This window comes from Dyella choica, assembly GCF_003977665.1.
Lineage (GTDB): Bacteria > Pseudomonadota > Gammaproteobacteria > Xanthomonadales > Rhodanobacteraceae > Dyella_B > Dyella_B choica.
In genome coordinates, this window is the sequence record NZ_RYYV01000037.1 from 1 (window position 1) to 22731 (window position 22731).

The window sequence follows — 22731 nt, forward strand, 5'->3', positions numbered from 1 at the left end:
CATAGGTGATGTCCGCCACCCAGACCCGATCCCGGCCTGGGCTGGCAAACGGCCACGCCAGTCGATTTGGTGCGGCCGGTACGCGTTGATAGGGGGGGCACGCGTGCGCATGTAGCGACGACGGCGTCGTGTCTGGATCGCATGCTGCTGTCGCAGGCGACGCACCCGGTGACGCCCGCACACCTCACCCTCTTGGCGCAACGCCTTCCATATCCGCGTTGTCCCGTAAGCCTCTCGCGTGACCGCGTGAAGCTCCTGGATACATTGCACCAGGCGCAGGTTCTCCTGCGCCCGGTTACCAGACTCGCGGCAGCGCCAAGCATAGTAACCACTGGGCGATACGTGGAGCGTGCGACATAAGGTGCGTACGGCATGGCCGTGCTGGGTCGCCATCCAGGCGTACTTCACGGCAGCTCCCGCGCGAAGTACGCCGCCGCTTTTTTTAAAATCTCATTCTCTTCCTTCACGCGCGCTAACTCGCGCTTGAGCGCGGCCAGCTCATCCTGGCTCGCCTTGGGGCGACCGCTGCCACGGAACGCCCGATCGCCCTTCTTCTCCGCATCCTGCGCCCATTTGTAAAGACGATTACGCGGCACGCCCAATTCACGGGCAATCGCGGCAGCAGGCTTACCGCTCGTTTGCATCATGCGGATCGCTTCGCGCTTGAATTCCGCACTGAACCTTTGGCGCTTTTCCATCGAACACCTCCGTGCGAGGATTGTCCTCGCTTTTAGGTGTCCGTGAAATCGGGACTAGCCCAGGTGCTGAGGTATCCCCACGTATTCCCCAACACGCTCAATGATTTAGGCGTTCCCTGATAGCAAGCGCACGCATGGCGAGCTACTTCCTAAAGGCGACGAAACCAAAGAAGAGAGCGTCGCCATGCGTGCAGGAGAAGTATTGCAAAAATGCCTGTCAGAGGCGTTAGCCGGCATGCATAGTTTGCGTAGTCGTGTGCTGATACGTGCGGTGGAGGCTCTTATCGCCGGACGTCGATTGACGCTTTTCGATCTGGCACGGTCATGGCCAGATGCCGAACGCATGCGTGCACCGTTGAAAGCCTTGGACCGCTTGCTCAGCAACCGACATCTGCATAGTGAGCGCGAACATGTGTATGCAGGTATGGCCCGGTGGCTCATTCGTAGCAACCGCCCTGTCATCATCATCGATTGGGCGGACCTGAAGGGTGATCGCAGTTGGCACGTGCTGCGCGCCGGCATTCCCATTAGCGGTCGCACCCTGACCCTGCTGGACATGGTCTTCCCCAAGCACCAACAGGGATCACCGGGAGCGGAACAGCACTTCCTGCAACGACTGGCACAACTCATTCCTGCCAACGTCACGCCTGTGCTGGTGACTGACAGTGGCTTTCGTGCACCCTGGTTTCGTGCTGTGACCAAACTGGGTTGGCATTGGGTAGGCCGCTTGCGCCATCGCACGCACGTTAAACCGGTGTCCGTGGCCGACGAGCCTGACCAATGGGTGCCATGCAAAGCCCTGTACGCGATGGCTGGATCCCGCCACTTGGATCTGGGTTTGATGCATGCCGTCCGTTTTGTTCATACCCCCCTGGTCTGTCGGTTGATCGTGCATGCCAAGCCTGCCAAAGGGCGTAAACACCTCACTTGCCAAGGCAAGGTTGCGCAGAATTCGACCAGCCTCAAACATGCACGACGCGAAAAAGAGCCTTGGTTGCTCATGGCCTCGCCCGAGTTGACCCTGACCGCCGCACAGATGGGATCTGGGACACCCATGAAATGCTCCGTCGCCGACGAGCATGTGCGCCAATGACTGATATGGGCGGCTCGCAGCGGGGAGTAGCGTGGGGCCATGACGTACCCACGCCATCAAATGATACGAGGGATCTGGCATCGAGGGATCTGGGACACCCATGAAATGCTCCTTCGCTGACGAGCATGTGCGCCAATGACTGATATGGGCGGCTCGTGGCGGGGAGTAGCGTGGGGCCATGACGTACCCGCGCCATCAAATCGTCGATCCAGCGTCTGGCGGCTTCTTTCACTGCGTTTCGCGCTGCGTGCGTCGAGCTTTCCTCTGCGGAGAGGATGCTTATAGCGGACGCTCCTACGAGCATCGAAAGACGTGGGTAGAAGAGCGATTGCTGTCCTTGGCGGACTGCTTCGCAGTGGGGCTCTACGCCTATGCCGTCATGAGCAACCACGTACACGTCGTTCTCTATGTGGACCCGCAGGTGGCCAGCGACTGGTCGGATGAAGAAGTGGCTGAACGGTGGGTTCGGCTCTTTCCGGTGTGCGTCGACGAGTCGCCTGATGAGCGGCTATGCCAGGAAAAGGCACAGCGTTTGCAAGGCGATCCGGAGCGAATGGAGGAGCTACGCGGTCGTCTAGGCGATCTATCATGGTTCATGCGTTGTCTAAACGAGCCGATCGCCCGCCAGGCCAATCGCGAGGACGGCTGTACAGGCCGCTTTTGGGAAGGCCGCTTCAAGTGCCAAGCCTTGCTAGATGAGCAGGCAGTGCTGGCTTGCATGGCCTATGTCGATCTGAACCCGATCCGCGCGGGCATGGCGAATGATCTGGCCGCCTCGGAGCACACATCGATTTGCCATCGTTTGCAGGGCGCAGAGACAAGGACGGCTTCGCTGGGCGAAGCGTTGCGCCCACTAGCCGGTATGTTGCTAGCACCGGCGCTTTCGTTGCGAACGCTTGATTACCTGGAGTTGGTCGACTGGAGCGGCCGCGTGGTGAGGGAGGGTAAGCGTGGGTCGATTGCGGCGGCAGTGCCATCGGTACTGGCACAGCTTGGCTTGCACGGGCGGCAGTGGCAGTCACAAATGTTGGGTATCGAGAGTCGTTATTGGCGCGCGGTGGGGACGGTGGAATCCTTGATGGCTAAGGCAAGAGCCTTGGGGCAGCGCTGGTTGAAAGGGGCGGGAAGCGCAAGGCGGTCTGTATATGGGGGCGGCTGACGGAGAGAACGGCGCACGTGCACCAGTGGTAACGGGCATGTGCTCCTCTAGCCAGCTTTCTGCAAACGGAGGGTTTGAGTTGCTGAAATCGGCAAGGGGCAGATGCATCCATTCGTGTAAGCAGGCCTGACGCTATTGGCTTGCCGGGTCATTGCGTTTGTCGTTCAAATCGGGACAAATAGTGGATGTCTCGGTTGCTTCCAGGTTGCCTGCCACTAGAAGCCTTCGGGCAAGTTACTGGGGGTGGTGTTACAAAGGCAATAAGCGGCGCCGAGGGTATGTTGGAAGGAGGTGCCGCTTATGGCGCGGCCGCAGGAAACGGGTTTTTGGCTGGAACAGCAAAGACCATGCAATCGTCATTCGAAGCGTCCCTGCTACAGGGATGTAAATGCGGGAAGTGAGGCTTTTCTTATGAAGATAATCGTGCTTGTTCCTTTTTTGGCTAGCTTGCTGGCGCGAGCCATTGCCGCAAAATATTCTAGAGAATTGGAGGGGGGTGGGAAGGTGGAGGAAGCAGTGCATGGTGATTTTCGGGTATTTAAATACCCGAAAGGCCCTGTGTCCGTTATTTTTTATATGGGTATCGTTCTTCCTGCTTTATTCTTTTTCTTTCCCGACTCTCTTGTGAAAGATGCAAGGCTGCTATTCAATTTATTCGCACTTTTCGTGGCTGTGATATTTCTTGGCGCGTGGGCGTATTTTTATTTTTACAGAATAACGGTTGGGCATGGATTTGTTGAGCATGGAGCTTTTAAGAGGAGTCGCCTTGATTTGTCTTTAGTTACTTATATTGGGTATTGGTGGGTTAATAATGGTATAAGTTTAAAATTGTACGCGGGAAAGAAGCGTTTGGCTATTTTTGAGGGCGGCATATCGAATTTTGACGCGTTTGCACAATGTATAAGGAGGCAGGTTGTGGGTGATGTGAAGATCGAGACTGTCGGAAAGGCGAAATTTTATTGATCGGGCCAGCAACGGGGACAAGTTGGACTTGGACTGGTCCCGTTTTGCTATGAATGGGACTGCACGCATGGCGACATTGAGGAATGTGACAGCAATGGGCGTCATTGTGGCTCATTAGATGGTGATACCGGTGGGCAAACAAAGCCCTCTGTTCCTGGGAGAAAAATTAAGATATGAGCACCTTTCTATATTGCTGTGAATCGCTGAGAATTGCCTGCGATGCGACTGAATCGCCTGTGATCTTCAATTCGAAGTTTCGCGAATATGGGATTAAGGTATTAGATGGTGGGACAAGCTATGTGGAAATTGCATTCTGCCCATGGAGTGGACATAGGCTTCCACAAAGTCTGAGGGACGAATGGTTCAGCCGCCTTGAGGCACAGGGTCTAGATCCAGGGATTGATCCTGTTCCCTTGGAATTCCAGAGTGAACGGTGGTACACCACAAAATAATGGCGGGTCATCGAGACCGGTGGCTGGCAATTGGGCTATCCGGCAATACAAAACAACGAGGCCAGGTTCACTTCCGGGTCGGCGCATGGGCTTGAACATTATGATGGACTTGAAGCTAGCGATCTGGATCCTGGGCGCCATAATCATTTTTTGTACAACGGTGTATTCCCTTCGCTTCGTTTACGACTATCGAATAAAAAATCAGTCAATAGAATTTGTCTTGTTTCGAGTGTTGCCGTTTTGCTGGATATCAGTAGACCGCATTGATTCGATTCAAAAGGTGTCCTGGTTGGATTTAGGATTTGGTGGAACTATCTTACGGTTCGGTAACCGAATTTTTGGTACTTGCGTTTTGGTTCGAAGGCGAAGCGGATTGTTCCGTCGCATTGTCATCACACCCGAAGATGCCGATAAATTTATCCGCGACGTGATCGAGGCCAAGAAAAGGAATTAGCGATGCGGCAAGAGCTCGTAAGGTCCTCAAGTTCCATACGGCAAGCATTGTTGCTCTTGCTGCTTTCATGCCATTCAGAAGCCTATGCGCAAACCGGTTTCGCTCCAGGCGTTGTCAATCACAAGCCCACGCAGAGCGAGCGCACCAAAGGGAATGACATAAAATCGGCCGCCGTTTGCCGTACACGGCAGGGTCAGTGGTTTGAGGAAAAAGGCGATTATTTGTTCTGCGCACTTCCTTACCCAGACTCAGGAAAGGTTTGCGGCAGCTCTAAAGAATGTATGGGGCATTGCATCGCGCCGATCACAGACGGACCGGTACTCCATGGAACCTGCCAAAGGGACGACTCCCCCATGGATTGTGGGCGCCCTCACTTTGAACACGGCAAGGTCATCTACTTCAACTGTGACTAAGTACTCGGCCATGGCCGAGCGCCATACCCAAAGTTTCTTGCGAGGGCCAGCTGCGGACGCTGTCGCCAGCGTTACGACCGTAAGCGAGCGACTCCAAGTCCTTGTTGAAAGGTTCTTCGTGCAGCGAAGAACCGAATGCGGCAACCATCGCACGCAATCGGCGTGCAAATCAATGTGCATCGATCTCATTGTGCTTAATTGCGCATGCCTATTGCGCTTAATCCCCTAGCTAAGCCGTGTTGTACTCCATATAAAATGAAAAACACGATCGGCGGGGCATTCTTCTCGCAGAGCATTGGCTCTCCCGCTGGCGTCACAAAGCAGTCTGTTACGCGAATTATCAGGTTAAGGTGGAGATAGCCGGATGGGCTCCATCGGGTCGGGGAAGTGCGTAGGCTGAGGGGATCAGCCTGGCATGCCATGCGCACAAGCATCCCGCTGTCGGTTTTGGTTTGCACGCCAAGCCGAGCGGGATATGAGGTCTCGTCGATTCGTTATGGCATCTCATCTTTTGGCTCATAAATGAGCCGACATTTACGCGAGACGACAATTTCATGCAGAACAAGGAAGTAATCAGCTTATCGGCTGACGTATCTGATCATTCAAAAAGAATTCACAACAAGGGGATGCGGCGAGAGGCCTTGCCGCGCATACGCCATCCAGAACCGCCGCGAGTGCTTGCCGGTGATTGTGCCGTCAATGTCTCATTGAGATTGGCATCACCGGTTATTCGGTTGTTGGACGGATTGCTCTCGGCACAGGAGTGCGACGATTTGATCGCACAGGCCGTGCCGCGCTTGCAGCGGTCGGTGGTTATTGCCAATAGCGGTCGCACCCAAGTCGATCGCGGTCGGACCAGTGAAAGCGTGTGCTTCGAGACGGGCGAGACTGCGCTCATCCAGCGCTTGGAGGAGCGCATCGCCGCACTGCTTCGTGTTCCGGTGCATCACGGCGAACCACTCCAGGTCACGCGCTACCTGGCGGGCCAGCAATATCAGGCGCATTACGATTGGTTTGATCCGGATAACGCCGGCTACGAGGCTATGACGATGCGCGGCGGCCAGCGCGTGGCCAGTCTGGTGATGTATCTCAACACGCCGGAAATGGGCGGGGGCACAAACTTCCCGAACATTGGCCTTACGTTTACTCCCATCCGCGGTTCAGCCTTGTATTTCGCCTATAAAGCCGGAGAGCAGGCAAGCTGGCATGCCGGCATGCCGGTACTCAAGGGAGAGAAATGGATAGCGACGAAATGGTTGCGTGAAAGATCCCTTGACGCTTCTGGAAACTGATACCGGGAAGGGGCGCTGAAAGCCCATACAGATGATGTCGAAGGAGGGGGAATGGAAGCTGGACCGGAAGCCGAGCATTTGTCCATCGAGCTCAGGCGGGGAATGATTACGCTCGCTGTACTGATTCAGCTTCGCTCGGAGAATCATGGCTATGGCGTGAAGCAGGCCCTGTCGCAGTTAGGCATGTCGCTGAAGGAAGGCACGCTCTATCCCATGTTGCGCCGCCTGGAAGCGCAAGGGGCGCTCAAGAGCCGCTGGGATACGAAGGGGGATCGTTTGCGCAAGTATTACTCGCTGTCCGAACAGGGCGCCGTCATGCTCGATGCCATGCGAAAACAGCGCGAGCTGCTGGTTCAAATCATCGAGGAGCTGGAGAAATCGGTCTTCGACGAGTGGGTGGGCGAGCGCGACCTTGCGCAAACGGAGTTGAAATGACACCTTTCGAGGCATACGCCAAGGCCTTGGCTCAATGGCTACCCGCGCAGCTGCGGGATGAGGTTGTTCGCGAAGTCATGAGCAACTTGTACGAAGCGCTGGAAGCCGAAGCGGCGGCGCATCAGGGGCGCGATCGCGAGCCGATGATGAGGGAAATCTTGGTGCGGCATCCGTCAGCCCGCTCGTTGGCCGAATCGTTCGTCGAAAAGCGCCACGAACTGATTGGGCGGCGCGTCTACTCTGCCTATAAGGCGGCGCTATGGTTATCCCTGGCGATAACGCTGATAACGGTGGGGGCGCTTGAATGGGCGGACAGCTTTCATTGGCAGATGCTTGGCGAGCTGGCGATCAGTTCGGTGGTGGTGTTTACCATCATTACGCTCATATTCGTGGCCATCGATCAATTCGGGCCGTTGCGCCATGTGGCCCAATCCATGTCGGCCGTCCGTGCACAGGATCTTGCGCGAGTAGGCGCTGCATTTCGTCAAGTCGGCACCATGTCGCCACGTGACCGGCTCAATCGCCGGGTGCTGGCTATCGTACTTTTGTTCCTACTCAACGTGGCGCCCAGCCAAATAGGCTTGCTGATGCTGATCGGCGAGCCGCACCTTCGGGTATCGATGTATCCGATCTTGTCCTCGCAGTTTTTGGGCCTTCCTAGCTTGATCGTCAGCGCGTGGTGTGCCGCCGTCCTCCTGGTGGATGCGCTTTTGGCGTGGAAGAAATTCGCGCACTTCGAGTTCGTGGCAGAGATGTTCTTGCAATGTGCCGGCCTTCCGATAGGTCTTTGGGTGCTGGTCAAGGGACAAATTTTTGCCGTGCCCCATCCTGCGCAAATCGCCACCTATCCCGGCAATTTGAGCACGGTGATGAATACAGTGATTGCGCCGCCTCTGTTCCACGCCCTGATGGTCATACTTTGGTTGAGCTGGCTGGCGAAGACTTGGGGATGCTTGCAGAAAATCAGGCTGCAGGCGCTGCCAAAGCCGATGTAAGCCGCTTCCACGGGCGCACCAGGCACAACTTAAGGGATGGACGATGGGCTATATGGATCTTGTGGCGTCAGGACTTCGATACCGGAAATCCCAGGTTTTCATCAGCTTTGCATGCATATCGATCGCGTTCCTGTTGTTGGGGGTGCTGGTCAGCGCGCAGCAGGCTTTTACGGCCAGCGGCAGCGAAGCGTCGTCCCATCGCCTGCGCAGCCGGGGCAGTAGCGCCGTCACTGCTCCCATTCCCTTGAGCTATGCGCGAAAGATTGCGTCCGTACCAGGTACGACGGCCGTGCTCTACGTCAATGCAGAACCGGCGGCCTACCAGGATGATCCGCGCCATTTGGTATTGCAGGCGGTTTCGGCCGCCGATCTTTTTGGGACCTTTCCCGAACTGAAGGTGGCGGATGGCCAACGCAGCGCGTTCCTCAGCGACAAGCAGTCGCTGCTGGTCGGTCCGGATACGCTCAAGCGCTATGGCTGGCATCTGGGCCAGGCGGTGACACTGCAAACCAACGTGCTGGACGCGGCCGGATCGGCCAGCTGGGTATTTCACGTCAACGCGATTTATGGCAGTGATGATCCCAAGGTGCCGCGTGACCTGACCTTCGTCCATTACGGCTATTTCAATGACGCCAGAGTAGGCGGCAAGGATATCGTGATCGGCTTTGTCACATCCATCGCAGCGCCTGATCAAGCGACGCGTATTGCGTCGACGATCGATCAACTCTTCGCGACTTCATCGCCAAGGATCATCACGCAGCCGGAGAATCAGGCGATGGAAAACCAGCTCACCCAATTCGGGGATTTCAGAAAGATCGCCATGATCGTCGCCGGGCTCGTCTTCGTGTCCATGCTGCTGCTGTCGCACAACGTATGGCACGAACGCGTGCAGATGCGCCGAATCGAGCTGGCGACCATGAAAGCGCTTGGGTTTCCGCCGGGCAGCGTGTCGGCGCTGATCATGACCGAAGCGCTGGTGCTTACCTTTGCCGGCGCACTATCCGGAGTGTTTGTGGCAGTTGGCTTGGTAACGATGCTACGCGCCCACGTGGAGCGTTTTCTGCCGGGATTTCACTTTCCGCTGTCGGGCCTGGGTCTTGCTGCGGCGACTGCGATCGGATTTGCCGTGCTTTCGTCGCTGCTTCCGGCGTATAAGGCCGGCGGTCTTCCGCTTCGCTTGAATTCGCGCGACTGAGGGCCGCCACGTGCAAGTCGCACTCCGTCAATTTCTGTCGCTGGCTGCCATGTCGATCCGGTCGCTGCCCTCAAGAACGTCTTCCTCGATCGTGGCGGTCGTTGGCTTTGCCGTGACGGGCAGTGTTCTGGTGGCAGTCCTTGCGCTTGCCGGTGGCCTCTCCGGGTTCTGGCAGTCGACTGGATCCGATGATGTTGCGATCGTGCTGGCCCGGAGTTCGTTTTCCGAAGTAGACAGCCGCATTGCACGCGATGCGGCGGCACTGATTGAGCAAGCACCTGGTCTTCTACCTTCCCGGCGCAGCGCCCTATCGCCCCAGCTCGTCACGGCCACTGTGTTGCCGCGGGCCGCGGACGGGAAGGGGGCGAATGTGCTGGTGCGTGGTTTCGATGGCGCGGCAATCGGCATCGACAGCCCCATTTCGATACTCGAAGGCCGCTCATTCCAGCACGGTCTGGACGAGGTCATCGTCGGTGAAAAACTGGCGAGTATGTTGAGCGGTGTAAAGGTTGGAGGCTCGTTGCAACTGGGGGAATCGCGATTCAAGGTCACCGGAATCTTCCAGGAGCAGGGCGGGGGACGTTATGAATCCGAGATCTGGGGTGACACCCACCAGCTGGCATCGGCGATGGGTGAGGCGGGAAAGTTCAGTGCCATTTACGTGAAACTGGCAGGCAAGGACGATTTTGCGGGCTTTGCCGATTACCTGGACAAGCAGCCGGGGCTTGAGGTCAAGGTATTTCGGGAACGTGATTACCTGGATCAGCAGGCGGGTCGTTTCAGGGCGCTGGTGCTGATTCCAGGACTGGCCATAGTTACGGTGATGGCATTCGCAGCGATGCTCGCCGCGGCCAATACCATGTTGTCGGCCATCCAGGTCCGGCTGAAGGAGCTGGCGACGCTGCGGGCCATTGGATTCGGCCCCGTCATCGTTGCCGCGCAGGTGCTGGCCGAAGCGCTGGCACTGGGGCTGCTTGGTGGCGTCGCCGGAGCCCTTGCAGCGGCCGGATTGCTGCATGGCGAATCCGCGCTTACTTCCAACGGCTTCAGCGCCATGGCGCTCAGCCTGTCCGTGCGTCCCGGGGCGGCACTCGCTGCGATCGGAATGGTGCTTGTTTGTGCGCTGCTGGCTGGCGCGTGGCCGGCAATACTCATGTCAAGAATGGGTATCGCCGATGCGTTGCGCAAAACCTGATGCTTGCCATCAGGCTCAATGAGGACTGTGTATGCGGGAGCTTAAGATTGTTGGGTTGAGCAAGACTTACCGGAGTAACGGCAAGGCCATAACTGCATTGGAAGACGTTTCGCTCAACGTGCGGGGTGGAGAGATCGTGAGTGTGCTTGGCCTCAATGGCGCAGGCAAAACCACCTTGGTCAAGACCATTGCAGGACTGATCGAGCCGGACAAGGGCAGTGTGCAACTGGATGATGCGGATGATCCAACGCGCAGTCGCTACCGCAAGCGCATCGGTGCGGTGTTTGAGGGAAACCGGAATATTTATTGGCGTCTGACGGCTTTTGAGAATCTTGAGTATTTTGGGGTATTGCGTGGCCTTTCGCTCAGGCGATCGCAAGAGCGAGCACGTCAGATGCTTTCGGTATTCCAGCTGGAAAGCAAGCGATCCACGATCGCTGCTCATCTGTCGCGCGGGATGCAACAGCGCCTGGCCGTAGCGATCTCCATGGTTCACGAGCCCGAGTTGCTGGTGCTGGACGAGCCCACGCTGGGCGTGGACATCGAAAATGTTCTGGCCTTGGTGGCGTCACTCAAGGAGCTAAGCGCGGCCGGTGTCGCCATTGTCGTGACCTCGCATCAGTTTGACGTGGTGAAAATGGTGGCCGATCGCATTGCCTTGATCGTGGCCGGAAAGTTGGTGGCATTGGAGTCGAAAGCGGACTTCATTGCTTCGGTGAACAAGGGCGGGTACTCGATGCAGGTGGGCGCGCCGTTGGATGCGGCGCGGATGGATCAGCTGCGTGCCTTGGGGGTTCGCCTTGAAGAATCATGGCTGCATTTCCCGGAGCAAGCGCTTTATGCCGTGATCGACATTGTCCGGCCGTCGCCGATCACCTCGTTGAACTCCATGGAAGACGACCTGACCAAAGTCTTCCTCGAACGCATAAAGGACTACGCACATGCTTAGTTTGTTTCTCGTGGAATCAAAGCGCCAGTGGCTTACGTTCCGGCGCTATCCGGTGGAATCCTTGGCCGGTGTAGTGATTTTTACCATTATCTTCATTGGCCTGTTCGCCGGTTCGAAGTATCTCGCCGGTTCGGGAGTCCACTTCGGCAACCGGCTTGACCTGGTGGTGGCGGGCTACATCCTTTGGCTAGTCACCACCGGTCTGTTTGCCGGGCCAGGCGCGATGCTGCTGGAGGATGCGCGCCTTGGCATCATCGAGCAGCTGTTCGTTTCGCCGTTCAATTTTTCGGTATTCACCATCATGCGGATCTTCAGCGGCTTGATCCAGCATTTATTGCTGGTCGCCGTCCTGGTGGCCATCATCAGTGCCGTTACCGGCACGCGACTAGATTATCGGTGGATTGAAATCGTGCCATTCGCAGGGGTCATCCTGGCCACCTCGGGCCTTGGGCTTGCCATCGCCGCGTACGCGCTCCTGATCAAGCAGGTAGGCGCCATCCTCAACATCGGGCAGTTCGTCCTGCTAAGCGTTGTGGTGACGCCGATCCAAAGCTTTGGGGCCGTGGGGCCGTGGCTGAGCGCCTTTACGCCCATCAATCCCTCTGCCCAGTTGCTTCAACACCAACTTGCAAACGGCTACAACGCCGGTTATGGCGAATTGATCGTGGCGTTAGGCAATGGCCTGGTGTACTTCCTTGCCGGTGCCTATTTGCTGGAACTTGCCAGCAGGCGTGCCCGCAGGCTCGCCAGCATCGGGTTGTTCTAGAGGCCTTTCGATCTATTTCCGCGTATCTGCCGCTACACGATGGGCGCGACTGTCCAGGACGTCGCGCCAATGTCCAACGATTTCGTTGCCAGGCACCTTCGAGATCAGCTGCGCGGACAAGTCGAGCAGCTTGCCTTGAACCGATGCGTCATAGGCTTCGGGGATGGCAAGGGCGATGCCGTGCTGATCGAAATACATGCCATTTGTGTCCGGGGATACCGACTGATGGGCGACTCGCCAGACGGTTTCCACGCCGGTTTCTAGGCTGTCCATCACCGGATATTTGCCGAGCACCAGCTTGGTAGGCATGAACGACCCTGGATGCAACGAGCAGATGCTGGGGGCATTCGCGCCGCCTCTGGCGGCCATGCCGGCCGCGAACGCGACCTGCGCCCACTTCGATCGCCCATAGGCCTGAGGTCCTTCCCAGCCGTTTTCATACTGCGGGTCCTGGAAATCGATAGGCGCCTGGCTCATTGAGCTTACGCAGACGACGCGGCCGCAAGCGCGCTTGATGGCCGGTGCCAAGCCCAGGCTCAGTGCGTAGGTGGCCAGATAATTCACCTGAAGGACGCTTTCGTAGCCGTCTTCCGTGATGGTTCGCGCCTGTTCCACACCAATCCCGGCGTTGTTGATCAGCAGGTCGATCGTTGGAGTCAGTGCCCGCAGTTGGTCGATCATCGCGAATACATCGCGAAGTCGAGAAAAATCCGCGACGCAAATTTCGAGCTGACTATTTCCGGACGCCTTGCTTACTTCCTGCGCGACTTCATGGCAACGCCGCTTTGAACGGCCATGAATGATGAGCCGCGCGCCCGATTGGGCGAATCGGTCGGCCAAGGCACGACCGAGCCCATCGGTTGCTCCAGTGATGAGGATGGTTTGCGGTGTCATTGAGCCGATGTCCTTGAAGTTGCCTGGAGTTGCCTCATTCAGTCATCGTCGGTGCCAGTGACGGAGGCTGGCGACGATAGTAATCCGTCTTTTTGTACTGTCGTTACCTATGTGACGCTAGGTATGAAAAGTCCGGAACGGTACGACTTCCTCCAGGAGTGAGGGCTTACCCTAGCTTTGCTATGTATTGAGCCATTTCGATGCGATGCGATACAAAATTGCGTCTGCGTCGACATGCTTCGTGTGCCCCATGTTTGCGAAGACGGCGCGGTGTTCACTGCCGCGTGATGCGAGAAAGGTTTGAAAGCGGCACATTTTCGTTCGATGGAGAGATGGTCATGGTATTCACTGAAGCATCCGTTCCACAGCTCCGTCGCCCGGTGGCGATGGCTGGCTCCAACATGGTGAACGTTGGAACTCCCACGCTGGCCGTGGCGGTCGGCATTGGCATTGGTGTAGGCGTTGGCGTTGCCATTGGGGTTGGTGTCGGCGTTGCGGTCCACAGAGGCGGCCCAGGCTCGCCGGGCCAGGGCAATCCTCCTGGCGGCGGCTAATGATCCATGCCGACTTCGGTATCCGAAGTCGGCACCCCGAATAAGGGGTTCGCAAACATAAGGAATGAAAGTGGATCATAACGAGTTGCTGCAATGTGATGATGAGCTGCGCCTTCATCCCATCATGGCTTGCATTGAAGACGCATTGGCGAGTTCCGATGCGTTTGTGTTTGCCGACCACCTGCCTTTGTACGAGACCATCTTCAAATCTGATCTGGCCTTGCAGGCGCTGAAGCTATCGTTGCAAAAGATTGCCGCCAATCCGGATTACCAGCTTCCCCGATTCGTGATGGAAGGAACTGTACTTGGATGGACCATCCTCGCGACTGAACACTTCAGGGTGAGCATCGGGGTTCGCCATTCAGCCTGGGCTGGCGTGGAGAATGGGGTGGCGCCCGATGTGGAGGCGCCGTCGAATCCCGAACAGCCGAAAATGGAGCCTTATCCGTTCGACTTGTTCTTGGGCATTCTCAGCGTCCCGGAACTGGCTGTCGAGCGGTATGCCGTCGTGCCTCCGCTGGACGAGAGCGAAGAGCATAGGCTCGAATACCTGTCGGAACAGGTCATGTTCGCTGGAGATTCGATGTATCTGGCAGCGGGAACGGACCTGACTCTATCCAGGCTGAAAGGAAGCATGGTCTACATGGAAATAACGGGCAATTCGCGCATCAGTCTTCTGCCGCGCTTTGACCCTCGCGACAAACGTTTCTGCGGCTGGGTCAGCGGCGATCCGACGGCGTCGCGTATCGAAATACTGACCCGTGTGCTTGCCGATTTCGACTACCAGCCGGGTGTCGAGGTGGTCAAGCGCCTCACCCACCACCGGGACCACCACGTGCGCTGGAATTCCATGCGGCATCTGCTGCGGATGAGTGCCGGTGCCGGCGTCGAGCGTGTCCGTGGCGCGGTGAGCAGCGACCCGAATCCGGACTTGAGAGCCGTGGCCAGCCAGGTGCTAGCCCAACTAGCCGCAGAAGCGTAAGGAGACGGTCATGCCAATATTTCAAGATGAAAAATGCGATAAGGTCCTATCGCTGGAAGAGGCTTTGGATTATTTTTCCGCCATCGATATTTCCAATCGCGATGCGTTGCTTGGCGGAGCGCCAACCTTGAGGGCACTGTCCAATAACAGGACATTTCTTGCTCGGTTGATTGCCGAAGAACTCAAGGAGGCCGACTCCCTGCAGAAGAAGAATCAGTATTCGGCCCAGGTCTTCGCGCTGGGAGGAGGCAGGAACTTCTTCATGCGCGCCAACTTCTGGCCTGCCGCACATGATTCCATGTACCAGGCAAGCGGGCCGCGGCCATTCTTCTATGATCTGCCGCATGACCATAACTTTGATTTCCTGACGGTCGGCTACTACGGCCCGGGATACCTGAGCGACTTCTACGAATACGAATACAACGACGTTGTCGGCTACCTCGGGGAGATCATCAAACTGCGCTACGTAGGACGTGAAGCTCTTCCGCAGGGCCGGACTATGCTCTATCGCACGAGTGTGGATATACACAACCAGCTTCCGCCCGAAAGCTTTTCGGTATCCATCAACGTAGTGGCCGATTTTTCCGATCAGCTTGCAAGCATCAATCAATATATGCTCGATCTGCCATCGGGCATGATTACTAGCCTTGGCAATCGTACGTCCCTGCCGCTTCTATGCCAGGCCGCGGCGGAAATCGGTGATGAAGAGTGTATGGACGTGCTCGACTACATCCGCGTGTCACACCCCAGTCCGCGCGGACGGGTTGCCGCCTACGCGGCGCTGGCACGCCTGAGAGAAAATGAGGCCCAGCAAATCTGGACCGATGCCCTTGCGGATCCGGACAGGCACGTCAGCGTACAGGCTGAACTCCGACTCGCCCACTTATAGGCCTGCTTTGGCCATGGACTTAAGGATGCCGCCGCGCTTATCGCGCGGTGAACCGCTCCGGCTTTGTCGCAGGCCCAAACCTGGATAGGTCGGAGCAAAGTTGTGCCGACGGCAGCCGGTCCCATACACTCGGCGCGGGGTAACGAGGGTCAACTACGGAGGCCATCGTGCGAACAACCACGCGGGCTTCGCGCGGGGATGCGGGTCCCCGTAGCGAGAGTGTGCCAACGTCTGCTTTTTCTGTTCGGGCCTCAGTCCGCCCGCAGGTCGCCGAGCAAGGCGGCGCGCCGTTGCCAGCCGCGACGCGCGCGTTCTTCGAACCGCGCTTTGGCTCCGACTTCAGCAAGGTGCGCGTTCACGCCGACACCGAGGCCGAGGCCGCTGCGAGCCTCGTAGGTGCCAAGGCCTACACCGTCGGGCAGCACATCCGTTTCGCGGCCGGTGCCTACGCGCCTACTTCGCCGTCCGGTCAGATTCTTCTCGCGCACGAACTCGCTCACGTCGTCCAGCACCGACACGCAGGGGCAGGGGTGCCGTCGCAGCTGGTGAGCGGCCCGAATGATCCGGCGGAGCTCGAGGCCCACGCGCAAGCGCGTCGTATCACCAGCGAGGGGATGGCGGGCGGTCCATTCACTCCACGTGTGCGTCCTTCTGCACTTATTGCGCGCGAACCTGCTCCAGCGGCCGCCAAACGGTTTGCGCCCGATCAGCGAGTGATAGCCACCGCCGCGTTTCCGCTGATGGACAAGCTGGGCGGCGAGAAGGACCAGAAGAAGATCAAGCAGATCGCGAAGGGTGACCTGCTCAAGATCGTGGGCGAGCCCCCGAACGGAGGTGGCCTGGCCTTCACCGTCACCGTGATGAAGAGCGACACCGAGGAGGAGCTCGACGCAAAAGGGCAGCGGCAGGTTGGCGTGGCCAGCGTGAACTGGCTGGCGCCGGCCCCTGCCGCGAAGCCGGCGCCGGCGCCAGCGCCGATGGACTTGCCCAAGGCGGCAACCGAGATGGAGTTCGACCTGGGAACCGACAAAGGGACCGGCGCAACGACGCTCACGTACACGCCGGTCGTCAAACGCAGCAACTACGTCGACAACGACACCCGGATCCTGGGTTTTTCGGCGCTTCAAGTCGCGTTCGGCGGCTACACGATCTTCATCGAGGGATTCGACCAGCCGATCCTCATCCCGACCGACTACGTGGATCGGGCCGCGACCACTGCGACGCCCATCGGCGACCATGTCTATCCCGACCGTGAGGCGGCGCTCGCCGCAGTCGCGCAGGCGGGTGGAGGCAACCGCATCGCCTACTACCAGGCCGTCCAGGGGCTCATCGTGCCAACGAGCTTCTCCGCAGCGACGACCCCGAAAATCCTGGCGATGATCAACAGGAACTGGAAGATCATCACCACCGAGGTGAACCAGGTGCTGATTGTGTATGCGGTCTCGCTTATCGGAACCATCCTCGGCAACGTGACCATACAACTCACGGCTACCGACCGGTCCACGCTGCAGACCAATCAGACCAAGCAGCAGGGCAACGCCGAACCGGCCAACAAACCTCCCACGCAACGCACGACCACAACGAACGAAGGTGCTGGTGCGAAACCCACGGCAAAGCAACCTGCCGTCGAGGCCGCGACGACGAACGAGGGCACGGCTGCGAAACCGGCCGAGAAGCAACCCATTGCCGAGCCCGCGGCCCCGAAGCCGGCCGGCCACCCGGCGTTGAAGGTGCAGCCTCCTTCGATGGAGAACGGCGTTCGGAAGTGGCATGCGGTCGACATTGCTACCGGCAGCGAGGTCGGCGAGGCCTATGTCGATGCGAACGGGCGGCTACGCATGACCGTCAACACCGGCAACCAGGGCCAGCACAAGACGCCCATCACCGGACAGCAGATCCACGATGCGCTGCTGGACGCAAGCAATGGCGCGAAGCTCCCGTTTCAGGCGGAGTGGCGACCGGCTTTGCCCAACAACCTCGAGACCTTCAACGGTGAACTGCTGGCCGGCAAGAGCGAAGTGGATGCCGCCGGCGCCACGTGGACGGGACAACGCTGCAGCGAGCGTGGGCTCACCAAGCGCACCTTCCTCGGCGGTGAGAAGAACGCACCCGGCACACAGGTCAGCATCCGCGACACGAAGGGAAAGCTCTTGCCCCCGCAGGTCGACGCCAAGGGCGTGACCTACAAGACTGCGGACGTCCTCTTCGAGCCGGGCGCCCAATAGCTGAAGCGGGTCGTCGTTCCGGTTTAGGCTTACTGCTGCCCAGGGAAACTCGCAGGGCTCATTCCGTGCCTGAAGCAAGCTCCTCCTCCTGCTTGCAGGGGGAGGTTGGGAGGGGGTGAAGCAAGCTCGCCGTGAACTCAAACACTACGGCAAGCTCGTGCAACCCCACCCCGACCCTCCCCTGTGCAAACAGGGGAGGGGGCCGTTTCCGAGAGCGTCAACGCAAAAAAGCCCCGGCCAGGCCGGGGCTTTGGAAAAGCCATCATCCCTGATGATGCCCTGCTCGTCGGGTCGCGACCTCCTTGCCGCGCCTGGCATCCGTGCCACCAGCCGAAGCGTCGGTGGGACTCACGGGGCATGTGCGGTATTTTCTGTGAGCGCGCTAGCCCAGCGCTATCAGTCGCATTCGCGTTGTTGTGTAGGCCAATTCCTACAAAGGCTATCCGCCCCCACTACTTCGACGCGGACAGGAACTGGAGCACCTCGCGCTGGAATCCATCCGGCTCTTCCTGGTAGGGAAAATGAGCGCTCTGCTCAAACTCGACGAAGCGTCCCCGTGGCAGCTTGGCCGCCAGTGCTTTTTGCGGCGCCACGCCGACGGCGCGATCGTAGGCGCCGACGATGACCAGGGTGGGCATGGACAGGGTTTGCGGATCGGCGACCCGATAGCAAACCATGGAGCCACCCGGCGAAAGGAGGGCGGTACCTATTTCGCCGGTGTTGCGATAACCGCTTTGCGAATCCAGTCGCTTTTGCTCATCAAGCGCGCTGTGCTGGTGAAACTGCTGCAGGTCGCGGAATGCCTGGCTGTTCGGCAGCAGCCGCAACGCCGCACCCATGAACGCAAAGCGCGCCCGGCTCAGCTGGCAGGCCTCGTCGGCGCTGGTGGCCTGCAGGGCCTTGCCTTCGGCTGTGCCCAGGGCCTTGGCGTACGCATCCGGATAGGCCTGCTGGAAAGTCTCCACCCAGGCTTTCAGCGCACCAGGCATGTCGATCGCCGCATCCACCAGGATCAGTTTCGCCACATGATCGGGGTAGGCCGCGGCGTACTCCGCGGCGAGTATGCCGCCAAAACTGTGGCCCATCACCACCATGCGCTGCACGCCTAGCGCCTTGCGCAGGCCCTCGATGTCCTGAACGATGGTCGGGAACGAGTAATCCCCCGTCCAGGGGCGTTCGCTCGCACCCGAACCGCGCTCGTCCAGATAAACCATGGGCACGGTCTTGGCCAGGGCGGCACCGGCTGTCTTGCGAAAACTGTAAACGTTATAGCCGGGTCCACCGTGCAGATACACGACTGGCACATCGTTCGATTGAATCGGCCGCGATTCCCAGTAGGTCAGGCGGACGCCGTTGATCACGGCATCGTGCCGCAGATCGTCGGCATGGGCGGATGTCGCCAGCACAACCAACAACGCAAATCCGATACGGGCTAACAATCGTGTCATGACCAACCCGGATTCAAAGGCAGCGCGCATGATCGGTCTCCACCGCCGGTACTGACAGTGTCTGTCGTCACGGGCGCTGCCAGACTTACCTCACCGTCATTCCGGCCTGCGCCCACTGCTGTCCAGGGAACATTCGCAGACACCTTGACAAGCGCTTGATGTTCGATGCTTTCGCATGCATCCAGGTAACAAGCGACTTAATAGTGAGTTCAAGGCAAGATGAGAAAGCTAGCCGGAAACAGCTCCCTCCCCTGTTTGCAGGGGAGGGTTGGGGTGGGGTTGTATGAGCTTGCCGCCGTGTTGGAGTTCAGCGCGAGGTTGCTTCACCCCACCCCAACCCTCCCCTACTACACGTAGGGGAGGGAGCAGATACGCGCCAGCTGAGACATGGCGCTCTTAATCAGGTGCAAGCAGGGGGAGGAGCTTGTTCTAGGCACGGATAGAGCTGTGCGATTTTCCCCAGACAGCAGTGGGCCTGCGCTGGAAAGACGGTGAGGTACTACCAACTAACCGGCCAGCTCTCGAAAGTACTCGCCTAACGTTCTCGGCTTGCGCCCTAAAATGGATCGCAGAACAAGGCTGTTGCCAGGCGATCCAAACTGCGCATACGAGCGGTAGACTATTTCAAGTTGCTTGAACAGATCGGGCGGGGGCGACGGCTGCAATGCGGCGGCCCATGCTTCGAAGCGGACTTCGGCGGCGATGATGGTGTGCCCGAGAGCCTCGCTCATGAGTGCCGCTATCTCGGGGCGATCCGGCATCTCGTCGGCGCATAGCTCGAATGATCCATAGGCCAGGCGATCGCTATGGAACGCCTCGACCACCACTTGCGCGACATCGCGGTAGTCGACGCGGGCGATCCTTACATCGCCGGGGAAGGGCTCTACAAAAACGCCACTCGTCACCACATTGCCCCAGCTGGCGTCGAGGTTCTGGTAGTACGTTGCCGGATAGAGAATGGTGAAGTCCATCCTGGATCGCGTCACAGCCTCGATGACGGGCAATTTGCTCGCGTGATTGGACAAGCCGTTGGCGGGATGGATGGCGGCTGAGAACACGAATTTTCGGACGCCCGCCCGCTCGGCGGAGCGAACCATGGACACGCCCATCTGCGCCTCGTCGAAAGCGAAGGGTGGGCCGACATGGAAAACGCCATCCACGCCCTGAAGCGCCGCGTCCAAGCTGGCTGGATCGCGCAAATCCCCCATCGCCACCTCGGATGCCCCATTCGCGCGTGCCTTCGCGCCGGCACTTTCAGAACGGCTGAGCGCTCTGACGGTAAAGCCATTGCGTGCCAGGTATCGCGCCACCATGCCACCGCTGCGTCCATTCGCACCGACGACCAGAATGACTTTTCTTCCATCGACCATGTTCGGCTCCTCGTTTCCCAAAAAGGGGCGCAGTGACTCATTACCTATGCGCTGACGGCATAGTGGGCGTTACGCTTTTGGGCGGGTAGCACCACCGCACGCAATACGGTCTTGCGATTATCGAGAGTCCCCATGGACCGCATCAGTGATATAGAAACCTTCGTCACCGTCATCGAGCAAGGCAACTTGTCCGCCGCGGCGCGTCACCTGGGGCGCTCGCTGCCGTCGGTCAGCCGGTCACTGGCTGCTCTTGAGCAAAGCGTCGGCGTGGAACTGGTGCGCCGAACCACACACCAGACACAAGCTACGGATGAGGGGCGCCAGTTCTATCAGCGTGTGAAGCAGGCATTGGCATTGCTAGGGGAGGCCAAGCAGGAGGCGAAGGCACATCGCATCGCGCCCTCGGGACTGTTGCGCATCAGCGCGGCGGTGCAGCTTGCGGATGACATCCTCCCTGTGATCGCCGCTTACATGGAGCGTTACACGAAGGTTGAGATCGACCTGGCGCTGTCGGATCGGTTCGTCGACCTGGTGAAAGGAGGCTTCGACCTGGCGATTCGAGCGGGAGAAATGCTGGATTCGAGCCTGAAGGCACGTCAATTCGGCACTTCTCGATGTGTTACCTATGCCGCGCCAGCCTATCTCGCCAGAAATGGTCGGCCAGAGCATCCCAGTGATTTGGCTGACCATCCATGCATTTTTCGCAAAGGCGATCGACGCGCCGGCCATTGGCGATTCGTGGTCGACGGCGCGGCGCTGGAGATCAAGGTCGCCGGCCGGCTTCACCTGGACAACGCGGCCGCCAGCCATGCCGCGGTCACGCAAGGGCTGGGTATCGGCTGGGCGCCACTGTGGCAGATCCAGGGCTTGGTCGACGCCGGGGCGGTCGAGATTCTGCTTGAGCGTTTCGAATGCCGCCCGGTGTCACTCCATGTGGTGTGGCCGGCAACGAGGCATTTGCCTGCCAAGGCCCGTCTATTCATCGATATGCTCAGTGCGCGTGGGAATGCAAAAAGCCAAGTACGGCTTTCCACCGGCAAGGATCCATCATGAGAAGCTATTCAACAGCAGCATGTCTTGTCCTCGTCTGCGCGCTTGTCGTGCTGTGTTCGCAGGCACTGTTCGCTGACGAGCCATCCAACAGCCCTCGGCTTTTCGCGCCGGGAGTCATTTCCGGAGCGGCCGACGACATGTCACCGGCCTTTACGCCTGATGGAAATACCGTATTCTTTTCGCGCGGCAACGACTCCGGTTCCGTCATCCTGGAATCGCATCGTGAAAAGGGCGAATGGTCCAGGCCTGTCATCGCGTCTTTTTCGGGAACATGGAATGACTTGGAGCCCGCGATGGCACCTGACGGGTCGTTCCTGGTATTCGCGTCCAATCGTCCGGCCGACCATGGAACAAAGCCCATCGACGGCAACTTTGACGGGAAGGCGTTTCCCGCTTTGGGAGGAAATCTTTGGCGCGTGGACCGGCAGGGAGCCGGATGGGGAACACCGAAAAGGTTGCCCGATGCGATCAACGCCGACACGGGAACGTTTTCTCCCAGCGTAGCCGCGGATGGCAGTATTTATTTCATGCGCCCCGCCAAATCGAACGGCCGCTTCGCGCTCTATCGCTCGCAGTACCGGGACGGCAGCTACCAGGCGGCTACTCCGATGAGCGTTGGCGACGCCACCACCGAGGATGTTGATCCGGCGATTGCACCCGACGAGAGCTTCATCGTCTACTCAAGCAACCATCCGGACCGTCACGATCACAAGCGCCTGCAAATCGCTTTTCGGCAAAACGGAAACTGGGGAATACCGATCGATCTTGGCAATGAAGTGAATGAAGAGGGCAGCAATATCGAATCCCGCCTGGGCTCCGATCACAGCACGCTTTACTTCAGCACCAACACGGTGCCTCCCGCATCGTTCCCCCGACCGCCTGGGCAGGCCGATCGATCGTTGGCGCAGATGCAGGTCTGGGCTGACGGCCGCGAGAATATTTGGTATGTCACATTGAAGCCATGGCTGGATAGCCATCGAAAATAAGACTGATGCCTTGTCACCTTTCTGTGCTGGCGGTTTCAACCGGTCAACGTAACCCTTTTTTGTTTTTTTGGACCTCGCACCGTTGCTGTATCGCGCACATGTGCTGCATTGCCTGCGGCGCTTTCGGTCGCAAGCGACCGAGTCACTTTTCTTTGCTGGCCCAAAGAAAAGTAACGGCGGAGTCAATCTAGAAGTGCATCATCGATCTTTTGTGCCAGATCGTCTCGCCCAAGCGCTCGCATAAACATCTCGGCCGGGCAGTGATAGTCCA

General features: G+C 58.6%; 23 protein-coding genes. 18 read left to right on the forward strand and 5 right to left on the reverse strand.

Going from position 1 to position 22731, the window contains the following annotated elements; translation table 11 throughout:
* Positions 1–393, reverse strand: a 393-nt coding sequence (locus EKH80_RS24495; RefSeq protein WP_425481172.1) for an IS3 family transposase, incomplete at its 3' end; no start/stop codon positions are given.
* A gap of 11 nt (positions 394–404) precedes the next feature.
* Positions 405–698 carry a transposase gene (locus tag EKH80_RS22820; RefSeq protein ID WP_126687109.1) on the reverse strand — a complete coding sequence of 98 codons (294 nt, stop codon included), beginning with the start codon at positions 696–698 and terminating at the stop codon, positions 405–407.
* Positions 699–882: 184 nt separating this feature from the next.
* On the opposite strand from EKH80_RS22820, the gene EKH80_RS22825 reads away from it, so the two are divergent.
* The 12 genes from EKH80_RS22825 (at position 883) to EKH80_RS22880 (ending at position 12059) form a co-directional block, all read left to right on the forward strand.
* Complete coding sequence (locus EKH80_RS22825; protein WP_126687110.1) at positions 883–1791, forward strand: IS4 family transposase; 909 nt, start codon at positions 883–885, stop codon at positions 1789–1791.
* Between the two features lie 178 nt (positions 1792–1969).
* On the forward strand, positions 1970–2950 hold the full coding sequence (locus tag EKH80_RS22830; protein WP_126687111.1) for a transposase: 981 nt from the start codon (positions 1970–1972) through the stop codon (positions 2948–2950).
* Positions 2951–3250: 300 nt separating this feature from the next.
* Positions 3251–3913: a hypothetical protein gene (locus EKH80_RS22835; protein WP_126687112.1), complete on the forward strand. Its 663-nt coding sequence runs from the start codon at positions 3251–3253 to the stop codon at positions 3911–3913.
* 33 nt (positions 3914–3946) lie between these two features.
* Positions 3947–4090, forward strand: coding sequence for a colicin E3/pyocin S6 family cytotoxin (locus EKH80_RS24500; RefSeq protein ID WP_126687129.1), 144 nt, complete (start codon positions 3947–3949; stop codon positions 4088–4090).
* Positions 4087–4365: a DUF6980 family protein gene (locus EKH80_RS24505; protein WP_126687113.1), complete on the forward strand. Its 279-nt coding sequence runs from the start codon at positions 4087–4089 to the stop codon at positions 4363–4365. The genes EKH80_RS24500 and EKH80_RS24505 overlap by 4 nt, the downstream gene beginning before the upstream one ends.
* 1421 nt (positions 4366–5786) lie before the next feature.
* On the forward strand, positions 5787–6524 hold the full coding sequence (locus EKH80_RS22850; RefSeq protein WP_126687114.1) for a 2OG-Fe(II) oxygenase: 738 nt from the start codon (positions 5787–5789) through the stop codon (positions 6522–6524).
* Positions 6525–6602: 78 nt separating this feature from the next.
* On the forward strand, positions 6603–6959 hold the full coding sequence (locus EKH80_RS22855; protein ID WP_230473892.1) for a PadR family transcriptional regulator: 357 nt from the start codon (positions 6603–6605) through the stop codon (positions 6957–6959).
* Entirely contained in the window at positions 6956–7954 is a 999-nt protein-coding gene (locus tag EKH80_RS22860) for an SLC5/6 family protein (protein WP_126687116.1), read from the forward strand. The genes EKH80_RS22855 and EKH80_RS22860 overlap by 4 nt, the downstream gene beginning before the upstream one ends.
* 43 nt (positions 7955–7997) lie before the next feature.
* Positions 7998–9149, forward strand: coding sequence for an ABC transporter permease (locus EKH80_RS22865; RefSeq protein WP_126687117.1), 1152 nt, complete (start codon positions 7998–8000; stop codon positions 9147–9149).
* Between the two features lie 10 nt (positions 9150–9159).
* Positions 9160–10344: an ABC transporter permease gene (locus tag EKH80_RS22870; protein ID WP_126687118.1), complete on the forward strand. Its 1185-nt coding sequence runs from the start codon at positions 9160–9162 to the stop codon at positions 10342–10344.
* A gap of 31 nt (positions 10345–10375) precedes the next feature.
* Positions 10376–11293 (forward strand): ABC transporter ATP-binding protein, encoded by a 918-nt coding sequence (locus EKH80_RS22875; RefSeq protein WP_126687119.1) that lies wholly within the window; start codon positions 10376–10378, stop codon positions 11291–11293.
* A complete protein-coding gene (locus EKH80_RS22880) occupies positions 11286–12059 on the forward strand; it encodes an ABC transporter permease (protein WP_126687120.1) in 774 nt (257 codons plus the stop codon). The genes EKH80_RS22875 and EKH80_RS22880 overlap by 8 nt, the downstream gene beginning before the upstream one ends.
* 12 nt (positions 12060–12071) lie before the next feature.
* Here EKH80_RS22880 and EKH80_RS22885 read toward each other — a convergent pair whose 3' ends face one another.
* On the reverse strand, positions 12072–12953 hold the full coding sequence (locus EKH80_RS22885; RefSeq protein WP_126687121.1) for an SDR family NAD(P)-dependent oxidoreductase: 882 nt from the start codon (positions 12951–12953) through the stop codon (positions 12072–12074).
* Positions 12954–13291: 338 nt separating this feature from the next.
* On the opposite strand from EKH80_RS22885, the gene EKH80_RS22890 reads away from it, so the two are divergent.
* From EKH80_RS22890 to EKH80_RS22905, 4 genes are all read left to right on the forward strand, one after another.
* Positions 13292–13507 (forward strand): hypothetical protein, encoded by a 216-nt coding sequence (locus EKH80_RS22890; RefSeq protein ID WP_126687122.1) that lies wholly within the window; start codon positions 13292–13294, stop codon positions 13505–13507.
* A gap of 64 nt (positions 13508–13571) precedes the next feature.
* Positions 13572–14489: a hypothetical protein gene (locus EKH80_RS22895; RefSeq protein WP_126687123.1), complete on the forward strand. Its 918-nt coding sequence runs from the start codon at positions 13572–13574 to the stop codon at positions 14487–14489.
* Between the two features lie 10 nt (positions 14490–14499).
* Positions 14500–15378 carry a transposase gene (locus tag EKH80_RS22900; RefSeq protein ID WP_126687124.1) on the forward strand — a complete coding sequence of 293 codons (879 nt, stop codon included), beginning with the start codon at positions 14500–14502 and terminating at the stop codon, positions 15376–15378.
* A 290-nt stretch (positions 15379–15668) separates the two neighbouring features.
* The gene (locus EKH80_RS22905) at positions 15669–17603 is read left to right on the forward strand and encodes an eCIS core domain-containing protein (RefSeq protein WP_230473893.1); all 1935 of its coding nucleotides are present in this window, start codon (positions 15669–15671) and stop codon (positions 17601–17603) included.
* 452 nt (positions 17604–18055) lie between these two features.
* Here the strand turns inward: EKH80_RS22905 and EKH80_RS22910 are convergent, their stop codons facing one another.
* Positions 18056–19051, reverse strand: coding sequence for an alpha/beta fold hydrolase (locus tag EKH80_RS22910; protein ID WP_158628926.1), 996 nt, complete (start codon positions 19049–19051; stop codon positions 18056–18058).
* A 506-nt stretch (positions 19052–19557) separates the two neighbouring features.
* The gene (locus EKH80_RS22915; RefSeq protein WP_126687126.1) at positions 19558–20421 is read right to left on the reverse strand and encodes an NmrA family NAD(P)-binding protein; all 864 of its coding nucleotides are present in this window, start codon (positions 20419–20421) and stop codon (positions 19558–19560) included.
* A 132-nt stretch (positions 20422–20553) separates the two neighbouring features.
* Here EKH80_RS22915 and EKH80_RS22920 point away from each other — a divergent pair, with 132 nt between their 5' ends.
* Together EKH80_RS22920 and EKH80_RS22925 are read left to right on the forward strand one after the other, a co-directional pair.
* The gene (locus tag EKH80_RS22920) at positions 20554–21474 is read left to right on the forward strand and encodes a LysR family transcriptional regulator (protein WP_126687127.1); all 921 of its coding nucleotides are present in this window, start codon (positions 20554–20556) and stop codon (positions 21472–21474) included.
* The gene (locus tag EKH80_RS22925) at positions 21360–22460 is read left to right on the forward strand and encodes a TolB family protein (RefSeq protein ID WP_158628927.1); all 1101 of its coding nucleotides are present in this window, start codon (positions 21360–21362) and stop codon (positions 22458–22460) included. The genes EKH80_RS22920 and EKH80_RS22925 overlap by 115 nt, the downstream gene beginning before the upstream one ends.
* The last annotated feature ends 271 nt before the right edge of the window (positions 22461–22731 follow it).

Excerpts from the sequence above, each read along its gene's own strand:
- EKH80_RS22860 (WP_126687116.1), top strand. The coding sequence starts at position 6,956 with ATGACACCTTTCGAGGCATACGCCAAGGCCTTGGCTCAATGGCTACCC.
- EKH80_RS22910 (WP_158628926.1), bottom strand. The coding sequence starts at position 19,051 with ATGACACGATTGTTAGCCCGTATCGGATTTGCGTTGTTGGTTGTGCTG.
- EKH80_RS24505 (WP_126687113.1), top strand. The coding sequence starts at position 4,087 with ATGAGCACCTTTCTATATTGCTGTGAATCGCTGAGAATTGCCTGCGAT.
- EKH80_RS22920 (WP_126687127.1), top strand. The coding sequence starts at position 20,554 with ATGGACCGCATCAGTGATATAGAAACCTTCGTCACCGTCATCGAGCAA.
- EKH80_RS22865 (WP_126687117.1), top strand. The coding sequence starts at position 7,998 with ATGGGCTATATGGATCTTGTGGCGTCAGGACTTCGATACCGGAAATCC.
- EKH80_RS22820 (WP_126687109.1), bottom strand. The coding sequence starts at position 698 with ATGGAAAAGCGCCAAAGGTTCAGTGCGGAATTCAAGCGCGAAGCGATC.
- EKH80_RS22900 (WP_126687124.1), top strand. The coding sequence starts at position 14,500 with ATGCCAATATTTCAAGATGAAAAATGCGATAAGGTCCTATCGCTGGAA.
- EKH80_RS22850 (WP_126687114.1), top strand. The coding sequence starts at position 5,787 with ATGCAGAACAAGGAAGTAATCAGCTTATCGGCTGACGTATCTGATCAT.
- EKH80_RS22890 (WP_126687122.1), top strand. The coding sequence starts at position 13,292 with ATGGTATTCACTGAAGCATCCGTTCCACAGCTCCGTCGCCCGGTGGCG.
- EKH80_RS22875 (WP_126687119.1), top strand. The coding sequence starts at position 10,376 with ATGCGGGAGCTTAAGATTGTTGGGTTGAGCAAGACTTACCGGAGTAAC.
- EKH80_RS22915 (WP_126687126.1), bottom strand. The coding sequence starts at position 20,421 with ATGGTCGATGGAAGAAAAGTCATTCTGGTCGTCGGTGCGAATGGACGC.
- EKH80_RS22825 (WP_126687110.1), top strand. The coding sequence starts at position 883 with ATGCGTGCAGGAGAAGTATTGCAAAAATGCCTGTCAGAGGCGTTAGCC.
- EKH80_RS22885 (WP_126687121.1), bottom strand. The coding sequence starts at position 12,953 with ATGACACCGCAAACCATCCTCATCACTGGAGCAACCGATGGGCTCGGT.
- EKH80_RS22895 (WP_126687123.1), top strand. The coding sequence starts at position 13,572 with ATGAAAGTGGATCATAACGAGTTGCTGCAATGTGATGATGAGCTGCGC.
- EKH80_RS22830 (WP_126687111.1), top strand. The coding sequence starts at position 1,970 with ATGACGTACCCGCGCCATCAAATCGTCGATCCAGCGTCTGGCGGCTTC.
- EKH80_RS22835 (WP_126687112.1), top strand. The coding sequence starts at position 3,251 with ATGGCGCGGCCGCAGGAAACGGGTTTTTGGCTGGAACAGCAAAGACCA.
- EKH80_RS22880 (WP_126687120.1), top strand. The coding sequence starts at position 11,286 with ATGCTTAGTTTGTTTCTCGTGGAATCAAAGCGCCAGTGGCTTACGTTC.